The sequence below is a fragment of the Pseudomonas parasichuanensis genome (assembly GCF_021601385.1).
Classification (GTDB): domain Bacteria; phylum Pseudomonadota; class Gammaproteobacteria; order Pseudomonadales; family Pseudomonadaceae; genus Aquipseudomonas; species Aquipseudomonas parasichuanensis.
This window is the reverse complement of the sequence record NZ_BQHO01000065.1, coordinates 1-10,448: the sequence shown is the minus strand read 5'-3', so window position 1 is coordinate 10,448 and position 10,448 is coordinate 1. Positions and strand designations below refer to the sequence as shown.

Annotated in this window: 2 protein-coding genes; both read right to left on the bottom strand. The window is 69.3% G+C overall.

Features of this window, described 5'->3' with window-relative positions; genetic code table 11:
- Positions 1–6,239: non-ribosomal peptide synthetase (locus tag L6D77_RS26815; protein WP_236170221.1), on the bottom strand; the 6,239-nt coding region annotated here is incomplete at its 3' end.
- Positions 6,239–10,448: amino acid adenylation domain-containing protein (locus L6D77_RS26810; RefSeq protein WP_236170220.1), on the bottom strand; the 4,210-nt coding region annotated here is incomplete at its 5' end. The genes L6D77_RS26815 and L6D77_RS26810, both read right to left, overlap by 1 nt.

Genomic DNA, 10,448 nt, shown 5'->3' with positions numbered 1-10,448 from the left:
CGCGGCATGGCCACGCCCACCCGCACTTCCGGGCCAACGCCCAGGCGCACCAGGTGGTGGGCCAGGCGGTTGGCGCGGGCGTTGAGCTGGCGGTAGTCCAGTTGCTCGCTGCCCCAGATCGCCGCCAACGCCTCGGGCGTGCGGCGCACCTGGGCCTCGATCAGCCCGTGGATGCTCTGCTCGCGGTCGAAGGCCAGGGCGTTGGCGTTCCATTGCTGCTCAAGCTGCTCGCGCTCAGCCTGCTCCAGCAGAGCCAGCTCGCGCAGCGGCGCCTGGGCATCGGCGCAGAACTGGTGCAGCAGGTGCAGCAGGTGCCGCGCCACGCCTTCGACCACGCTGCCTTGCAGCTGTGTGCGGTCGTAGTTGAAGTGCAGGGTCAGCTCCTGCCCCGCGGCCACGGCCAGGGTCAGCGGGTAGTTGCTCTGCTCGTGGGCCCGTACGGCGCTGAAGCGCAGGCTCTGGTCGCCACCCTGCTCCAGGGCCTCGGCCACCGGGTAGTTTTCGAACACCAGCAAGGTGTCGAACAGCCCCTGCGCGCCTTGGTCTGCCCAGCGCTGGATCTCGAACAGCGGCGTGTGCTCATGGTCGCGCAACGCCAGGTTGGCGGCCTGGACCACCTGCAACCACTGCGCCACGGACAGCTCAGGTTCAGGGCTGGCAATCACCGGCAAGGTGTTGATGAACAGGCCGACCTGCTGCTCGATGCCCTTGAGCTCGGCCGGGCGGCCGGCCACGGTGGCACCGAAACAGACACTGGCCTGCCCGGTGTAGCGTTGCAGCAGCAACAGCCAGGCCGCCTGGACCAAGGTGTTGACCGTGACTTTCTGTTGCCGGGCCAGCTCGCCGAGCCTGGCCATGGCTTCGCTGCCCAGCGCGGCGTAGTGGTCGGCATAACCCACCGCGCCCCCCTGGCTGGGCTGTGCCAGCGCGCGGGACAACCAGGTCGGCGCCGACAGCCCCGCCAGTTGCTGGCGCCAGAACGCTTCGCGGGCGCCGGCCGGCTGGCGTTCCAGCCAACCGATGTAGTCGCGGTAGTGCCCCACGGGTGCGGCAACCGCCTGCCCGTTGTAGCGCTGCAGCACCTCGCCCAACAGCTGCGCGGTGCTCCAGCCGTCCATCAACAGGTGGTGGCTGGTAAGGATCAGGTGATGGCGGTTTACGCCGCTGCCGACCAGCAGCAGGCGCAGCAGCGGCGCCGCCTCCAGGTCGAAGCCCTGCTCGCGCTGGGCCAGGGCCAACGCCTCCAGGCGCTCGGCATCCACCGGGTGCTCCAGGCCGATCACCTCGAACGGCACCTGCACCTGGCGCTGCACCACCTGCAGCGGCCGCACCAGCTCGCCCTGCCAGCGCAAGCCCGTGCGCAGCACCGCATGGGCTTCGACACTGGCCTGCCAGGCAGCGCGGAAGCGCTCAGGGTCCAGGCCTTGCACGTCGGCGCGCATCTGGTTGATGTAGTCGCCTGCGGCCTGGTCATACAGCGAGTGGAACAGCATGCCGTGCTGCATGGGCGACAGCGGGTAGATGTCCTCGACCGCCGCCGGGTCCAGCGCCAGGGCGTCCAGGCTGGCCTGGTCGAGCCCGGCCAGCGGCACGTCCGAAGGCGTCAGCCCAGCGTGGCCGGCGCTCGTGCAATGCGCTACCAGCGCCATCAGTTGCTCGCGGTAATCGTCCGCCAGGCGCTGCACGGTCGCCGCCGGGAACATCTGCGTGCTGAAGCTCCACGCCAGGCTCAACTCACCGTCATACACCTGGCCATTGAGGGTCAGCCAGTTGCCGAGCCGCGCCTCTTCGCCCTGCTCACGCCCGCGTGCTTCGCCACTGGGGCGCAGCAGGGCCTGTTGCTCGTCGAAGCTGCCATCGAACTGGCCCAGGTAGTTGAAGGTCACGCGCGGTTGCGCCAATGCCTGCAACAGCGCTTGGGTATCGGCATCGCCCATGTAGCGCAGCACGCCAAAGCCCAGGCCCTTGTCAGGCACGGCGCGCAGTTGTTCCTTGACCCGCTTGATCGAGGCGCCAAGGTCGGCGCTGGTGTCCAGGCGTACCGGGAACAGGCTGGTGAACCAACCCACGGTGCGGGTCAGGTCGAGGTCGTCGAACAGGTCCTCGCGGCCATGCCCCTCCAGCTGGATCAATGCGCTGTCGGTGGCGCACCAGCGGCCGATCACCCGCGCCAGGGCAGTCAGCAGCAAGTCGTTGACCTGGGTGCGGTAGGCCGCCGGTGCGTCCTGCAACAGGCGGCGGGTGGTGTCGCTGTCCAGGCGGGTGTGCACGGTGTCGGCCAGGTGGTTGGCCAGGGACGCCTGCGGGTTGTCCACCGGCAGGTCGCGCGGCGCGCCGGCCAGTGCCTCACGCCAGTAACCCAGCTGGCCGGCGTCGCTGGCACGTTCGCCCAGGCGCTCGGCCCAGGCCTTGAGCGAACTGGTCTTGGCCGGCAGTTGCAGCGGCTGCCCGGCCGCCAACTGGCCAAGCAGTTGCTGCAGGTCGTCGAACAGGATGCGCCAGGAAATCCCGTCCACCACCAGGTGGTGGATGACCAGCAACAGGCGTTGGCTGCCGTCGGCCTGACGGGCCAGCACGGCGCGCAGCAGCGAGCCATCGCTCAGCGCCAGGCTGCCCTGGGCCTGGTCGGCCAGTTGCTCCAGGGCGGATTCGCCGTCCACCTCGGCCTGCCACAGCAGCGGCGCCTGGGCGTAGAGCGTGCGCATGGCTTCGGGCGAGCGGAACTGCGCCTGCCAGGCGCCCTGCTGCTCACTGAACGACAGACGCAGGGCATCGTGGTGGGTCACCAGGTGTTGCAGGGCCTGGGCCAGTTGCTGCGCCTCGAGTTCGCCGGAGGGCTTGAGCCACACCGACTGGTTCCAACGCGCGCTGTCGCTGGGCCGCTCGGCGAAGAACGCCCGTTGCGCCGGCAGCAGGGCCAGGCTGCCGTGGACCGGGCCCTGGTCGATGACCAGGCCCTGGCCACCGAGCTCGGCCACCTGGGCCAGCGCCCGGACGGTCTGGTGCTGGAACAGTTGCTTGGGGGTGAACTGGATGCCGTCCTGGCGGGCACGGCTGACCACCTGGATCGACATGATCGAGTCACCGCCCAGTTCGAAGAAGTTGTCGGTCACCCCCAGCGCCGGGACCTTGAGTACCTCCTGCCAGACCGCCAGCAGGCGTTGCTCCAGGGCGCTGGCCGGCGCCACCTGGCCAGCCTTGACGGCGGCTTGCGGCGCAGGCAGCGCCTTGCGGTCGAGCTTGCCATTGGGCGTGAGCGGGAAGCCATCGAGCAACAGCAGGTGGCCGGGCACCATGTACTCCGGCAACTGTGCCTGCAGTGCCCGGCGCAGTTCGGCAACACGGTCACCGCCAGCCTCGTCCACGCTGTCGCAGACCAGGTAGGCCACCAGTTGCTGTTCACGGGCCAGCACCAGCGCCTGGCGCACACCGGGCAGCGCCAGCAGGCGCGCCTCGATCTCACCCAGCTCGATGCGCAGGCCGCGGATCTTGACCTGGTGGTCGATGCGCCCGAGGTAGTCGATCACCCCGTCCGCGCCCTGGCGCACCAGGTCGCCACTGCGGTACAGGCGCGCACCCGGCCGGGCCGAATAAGGGTCTGGCACGAAGCGCTCGGCGGTCAGCCCTGGGCGCTGGTGATAACCCCGCGCCAGGCCGTCGCCGCCAATGCACAGCTCACCCGCCGCCCCCGTGGGGCACGCCTGGAACACCCCGTCCAGCACCTGGGTGGTGACGTTGTCGATCGGCGCACCCAGCGGCGCGACGGTGCAGGCCAGCACCGCCGGCACTTCGCAGGCGGTACTGTCGATGGTCGCCTCGGTCGGGCCGTACAGGTTGACCAGGCGCCCTTGCCAGCAGGCGCGTACCTGGCGGCACAGTTCGGCGCCCAGCGCCTCGCCACCGCACAGCAGGGTGTGCAGGCTGGCCAACTGCCCCGGGCGGGCCTGGGGCAGCATCGCCTGCAGCAGCGACGGCGCCGACTGCAGCACGGTGATGCGCAATGCCTCGACCTGCTCCCACAGGCGCGCCAGCGATTCACCCTGGCCGGGGGCGGCCATCACCAGCTGCGCACCGCTGATCAGCGGCAGCCAGAACTCCCACACCGAGGCGTCGAAACTCACGGCGGTCTTCTGCAGCACGCGGTCTTCGGCCGCCAACGGCAGCAGGCCGCGCATCCAGGCCATGTGGTTGCTCAGGCCACGCTGACGCACGGCAACCCCCTTGGGCTGCCCGGTCGAGCCGGAGGTGTAGATCAGGTACGCCAGCTGTTCGTCGTGCACGGCCACCTGCGGGTCGAGCAGGTCGGCCTCGCTGGTGGGCTGGATGGCTTGCAGCGCCAGTACGTCCAGGCCCTCGGCCAGCGGCAGTTGCGCGATCAGCTCCGGCTGGGCGAGCAGCAGGCAGATGCCGCTGTCGTTGAACATGTAGGCCAGGCGTTCGGCGGGGTAGTCCGGGTCGAACGGCACATACGCAGCGCCGGCCTTGAGGATCGCCAGCAGGCCGACGACCAGCTCCAGGCTGCGCTCGGCGGCGATGCCGACCCGCATGTCCGGGCCCACGCCACGGGCGATCAGCTGCCGGGCCAGTTGGTTGGCCCGGGCATTGAGCTGGGCGTAACTGCACGGTTGATCGGCGACTACCACGGCGGTGGCGTCGGGGGTGCGCCGGGCCTGGTCCTGGACCTGCACATGCACCGGCCGCGCATCGGCATGCGCCACCACCGGCCCCTGAGCCCGCGCTTGTGCCTGGCGGGTTTCGGCCGCTGGCATCAGCGCCAGTTCGCCACAGCGCTGCCCAGGCTGGGCGACGATCGAACCCAGCAAGGTCTGCCAGTGCCTGGCCAGACGTTGCACGGTGGCGCGGTCGAACAGGTCGGTGGCATAGGTGAACGCCGCGATCAGCCCGTCGTCGGACTCATGGGTTTCCAGGGTCAGGTCGAATTGCGCGGTGAAGTTGTCCCAGGCCACGCCTTCCACCCGCAGGTCGCTGCCCGGCGCCCGGGCTGCGCCGCGCGTCGGCGCGCTGCGCTGATGGTTGAACATCACCTGGAACAACGGCGCGTGGCTGAGGCTGCGCTGCGGCTGCAGGGCCTCGACCAGTTGCTCGAACGGCAGGTCCTGATGGGCCTGGGCCGCCAGCGCCGTGTCCTTGACCTGGGCCAGCAAGGCGCGGAAGGGTTGCTGCGCGTCGATGTCGGCGCGAAGCACCTGGGTGTTGACGAAGAAGCCCAGCAACCCTTCGGTTTCCGGGCGGTTGCGGCTGGCCACCGGCACCCCGACACGGATGTCGTGCTGGCCACTGTAACGGTGCAGGAACAGCTGGAACGCGGCCAGCAACAGCATGAACAGCGTCACCCCCTGGCCCTGGGCCAGTTGCTGCAGTTGCTGGGCCAGCGCGGCGTCCAGGTTCAGTTCCAGGCGTTCACCGCGATAGCTTTGTTGGGCCGGACGGGGCCGATCACCGGGCAGCTCGAGCAGCGGCTGCTCGCCACCCAGTTGACCCTGCCAGTAGGCCAGCTGACGCTCGCGCTCGCCGGCCTCCATCCAGTGACGCTGCCAGATCGCGTAGTCGGCGTACTGGATCGGCAGCGCCGCCAGGCTCGGCGCCTGGCCCTGGCAGAAGGCACCGTAGGCGCGCACCAGCTCGCCGATCATGATCTGCATCGAGCTGCCATCGGTAATGATGTGGTGTTGGACGATCGCCAGCACATGGTCCTGCGCGCCGATGCGCAACAGGCTGGCACGCACCAGTGGGCCGCTGTACAGGTCGAACACATGCTGGGTGAGCCCTTCGACTTCGGCCTTGATGCGCGCGTCCCGGGCCGCTGGCTCAGGGTCGGTCTGGCTCAGGTCGATGTGCTGCAGGGCCAGCCCGGCTGCCGGCAGCACCTGCTGGTACAGGCGTGCGTCCTGCTCGACGAAGACCGTGCGCAGGCTTTCATGGCGCGCCACCAGCAGGTCGAGGCTGCGTTGCAGTGCGTCGACGTCCAGGGTGCCGCGCAGGCGCAGCACCGTTGCCAGGTTGTAGGCGGTGCTGTCGGGCTCCATCTGCCAGAGGAACCATTGCCGCTCCTGGGCGTAGGACACCGGCAGGCTGTCGAACGCCGACTGCACGGGCGGGATCGGCAGGTTGGCCGGGGAGACCCCCTCTTCGAGCATCTTTTCCAGGTACAGCCGGCGCTTGTCCAGCGGCAGGGTAATGAAGCGTCGTGCAATGCGCAGGGCTGCTTGGGTTTCCATCAAACTTCCTCCATTTCGTCAAGCAGCCATTCGAGCTTGCTCAATTTCGATTCATCGACCACTTGCCCGCCCGCGCGCGCCAGTTCTTCGGCGAACTGCTCGAGCACGGGGGCCTGGAACAACATCTGCGGCGTGAGCTTGAGCCCCAACGCCAATTGCAGGCGCGACACCACGCTGACCGCCAGCAGCGAATGCCCGCCCAGCTCGAAGAAGTGATCGGCCAGGCCGACCTGCTCGAGCTGCAACACCTGCTGCCAGGCCTCGGCAACCTGCCGCTCAAGGTCTGTGCGTGGCGCCTGGTAGGCCTGGCGCTGTTGGTTGCCATCCACCGCCGGCAGGGCCTTGCGGTCGAGTTTGCCGTTGGGGGTCAGGGGCATCTGCTCCAGCACTGCCAGGTGCGCCGGCACCATGTAGGCCGGCAGTTGCCCGGCCAGGTGCTGGCGCAGCGCCTCGCACAGTGCGCCGCTGTCGCCGGCCATGCCGTTGCGCGGCACCACGTAGCCGAGCAGTTGCGGCCCGGCCACGCCCTCACGGGCAATGACCACGGCTTCGCGTACCTCGGCGTGGTCCTGCAGCAGCGCCTGGATCTCGCCCAGCTCGATGCGAAAGCCGCGGATTTTCACCTGGTGGTCGATCCGCCCGATGTACTCAAGGGTGCCGTCAGGCTGATGGCGTACCAGGTCGCCGGTGCGGTACAGCCGGCTGCCGTCGGTGGCGAACGGGTGTGGCACGAAGCGCTCGGCCGTCAGTGCGGCGCGGCCGTGGTAACCCCGCGCCAGGCCTTCACCGCCGATCAGCAGCTCGCCGGCAACGCCCGGCGCCACCGGTTGCAGGTCGTGACCGAGCACGTACAGCGTGGTATTGCCGATCGCCGCCCCCAGCCAAGGCTTGGGCCGTGCCACATCGAGGCGCTGGCGGGCCGACCAGATGGTGGTCTCGGTGGGGCCGTAGAGGTTCCACACCTCGGCCCCCAGGGCCAGCATGCGCAGGCTCAGGTCCTCGGCCAGCGCTTCGCCGCCGCAGAGCATGCGGCAACCGCGCAGCGCCTCGGCCTGCGGGCTGTCCAGCAGCATGCGCCAGGTCGACGGGGTGGCCTGCACCACGTTGATGCCCTGTTCGCCAATGGTTTGCAGCAATTGCGCCGGGTCGCGCGCCGCCTGGCGGTCGACCAGCACCACCCGCGCACCGCGCACCAGCGGCAGGAAGATCTCCAGGCCGAAAATATCGAACGAGAAGGTGGTCAGCGACAGCACCCGGTCTTCGGCGAGCAGGCCGGGCGCGCTGCCCATGCTGTCGAGGAAGTTGCCCAGGCCGCGGTGCGCGACCATCACACCCTTGGGCCGCCCGGTGGAGCCGGAGGTGTAGATCACATAGGCCAGGTTGTCGTCGGCCACGGCAACCTCAGGCGCCTGTTCGGGCAGGCCGCGCAGCTCGGGCATGCCCGGGGCCAGCAGCAGTTGCCCAACCCCGGCAGGCAGGCGGCGGCGCGCGGCCAGCGGTGGCTGGGTGAGCAGCAGGCCGATACCGCTGTCCTGGATCATGTAGTCCAGGCGCTCCTCGGGGAAATCCGGGTCCAGTGGCACATAGGCGCCACCGGCCTTGAGCACCGCCAGCAGGCTCACCAGCATCTCCAGGCTGCGCTCGAGGTAGAGGCCGACCAGGCGGTCCGGGCCGACGCCCAGCTCGATCAGGCGATGCGCCAGGCGGTTGGCCTGGGCGTCCAGTTCGCCATAGCTGATGCACTGCTCACCGAGTACTGCGGCGATGGCCTGCGGCTGCCGGCGCGCCTGGGCTTCGAACTGCTGATGCACGGGCTGCCAGCCCAGGCCGGCCGGCGCGCTGCCGGTCCAATCCTCAAGCACCTGGCGACGCAGGGCCGGGGGCAGGCTGTCGAGTTCGCCCAAGGCACCGTCGGCCTGGGCCACCAGGGCGTCCAGCAAGCGCTCCAGTTGCGCCGCCAGTTGGCTGACCTGCGCGGCGCTGAAGCACTGCTGGTCGAAGCTGTATTGCAGGCTCAACTGCTGGCCCAGGTTGACCAGCAGCGTCATCGGGTAGTTGGTCTGTTCCAGGTTGTCGATCGCGCCGAATGCCAGGCCATCGGGGGCACGTTGCTGGAGCACCTCCGACACCGGGTAGTTCTCGAATACCAGCAGGCTGTCGAACAAGGCTTCACCGCCCTGCCCCGCCCAGCGCTGGATATCGAACAGCGGCGTGTACTCGTGCTCACGCAGGCTCAGGTTCTGCGCCTGCAAAGTTTGCAGCAGCTGTGCGACGGTCTGCTCGGGGCGCAGGCTCACCACCACCGGCAAGGTGTTGATGAACAGGCCGACCTGCTGCTCGACCCCGGCAAGCTCCGTGGGGCGCCCGGCCACCGTGGCGCCGAAGCACACCGCAGCCTGCCCCTGGTGGCGTTGCAGCAGCAGCGCCCAGGCGGCCTGCAGCACCGTATTGAGGGTGACTTTCTGCTCGCGGGCAAAGGCGGCCAGGCGCGCGGTGCGGGCGGCGTCGAACAACTGGTCATGCTGGGCATGGCCAGTGTGCCCCAGGGCGCTGGCCTGGGTGCGGTACACCTCGGCCAGGTGGGTGGGTTCGTCCAGCTCGGCCAGTTGTGCGCGCCAGAAGGCCTCGTTGCCCTCGGGGTCCTGGCGCTCGAGCCAGGCGATGTAATCGCGGTAGCGGCCGGCCGGCGCCTCTGGCACCTCGCCGCTGTAGCGCTGCAGCACTTGCGACAGCAGCTGCGAATGGCTCCAGCCATCCATCAGGATGTGGTGGTAGGTGTAGATCAGTTGATGGCTGTCGGGGCCGGTGCGCACCAGCAGCAAGCGCAGCAGCGGCGCCGCGCCCAGGTCGAAGCCCTGCTCACGCTGGGCGTCGGCCAGCGCCTGCAGGGCCGGGCGCGGATCGTCCAGCGCGCTCAGGTCGTGCAGCTCGAACGGCAGCTGCACCTGTTGCAGCACCCACTGCAACGGCTGCGGCAGGTCGCCTTCCCAGACGAAGGCACTGCGCAGCACGTCATGGGCCTGCAAGGTCGCCTGCCAGGCAGCGCGGAAGCGTTCCGGCTGCAGGCCGTGGATGTCCACGCGCATCTGGTTGATGTAGTTGCCGCTGGCCTGCTGGTACAGGCTGTGGAACAGCATGCCCTGCTGCATCGGCGATAGCGGGTACAGGTCCTGGATGGCCTGTGCCGGCACCGGCAAGCGGTCGAGCTGCGCCTGGTCGAGGCCCGCCAGAGGGAAGTCCGAAGGCGTCACACCCGCCACCTCGGCGCGGCAGCAGTGGCCGACCAGGGCCGCCAGCTCGCGCTGGTAGTCCTCGGCCAGGCCTTGCAAGGTGGCGCGGTCGAAGCGCTCGCGGCTGAAGGTCCAGCTGATCTGCAGGCGGCCATCGAACACCTGGCCATTGAGGTTCAGCCAGTTGTCCAGCGGCGCCTCGGGCGAGTGCTCGGCGCCACGGGCTTCCATGGCCGGCAGCCAGGCACCGTGTTCGCCGTCGGCGATACCGTCGAGCTGGCCCAGGTAGTTGAAGGTGATGCGCGGCTGCGGCAGGCCACTCAGGGCCGCCCGCGCCTGCTCGTCGCCCAGGTGGCGCAGCACGCCGAAGCCCAGGCCGTTGTCGGGGATCGCGCGCAGCTGCTCCTTGACCGCCTTGAGCGATTCGCCCAGGCCTTCGGCCGGGGTCAGCCGCACCGGGAACACGCTGGTGAACCAGCCGACGCTGCGGGTCAGGTCGATGCTGTCGAACAGGTCTTCGCGGCCGTGGCCTTCCAGCTGCACCAGGGTATCTGGCTGGCCGGTCCAGCGGCAGATCACCCGCACCAGGGCGGTCAACAGCAGGTCGTTGATGCGCGTACGGTAGGCGGCAGGTGCCTGTTGCAGCAACTGCCGGGTCAGCTCGGCATCCAGTTCGCTGTGCACGGTGACGCCGTCACGGTTGCGTTCGAGCGCATCCGGGCGCAGGCACGGCAGGCTGTCGTGGGCACCGTCGAGCATGCCTTGCCAGAATGCCAACTCGGCGGCCTGGCCCTGGGCGTGGCGGTGCAGCTGCTGCGCCCAGTCGCGTTGCGAGCTGGTCTTGCCCGGCAATGCCAGCGGCAGGCCGCGGCTCAGTTGTTCATAGGCCTGTTGCAGGTCCTCGAACAGGATCCGCCACGACACGCCGTCCACCGCCAGGTGGTGGATCACCAGCAGCAGGCGCTGGCTGCCATCGGCC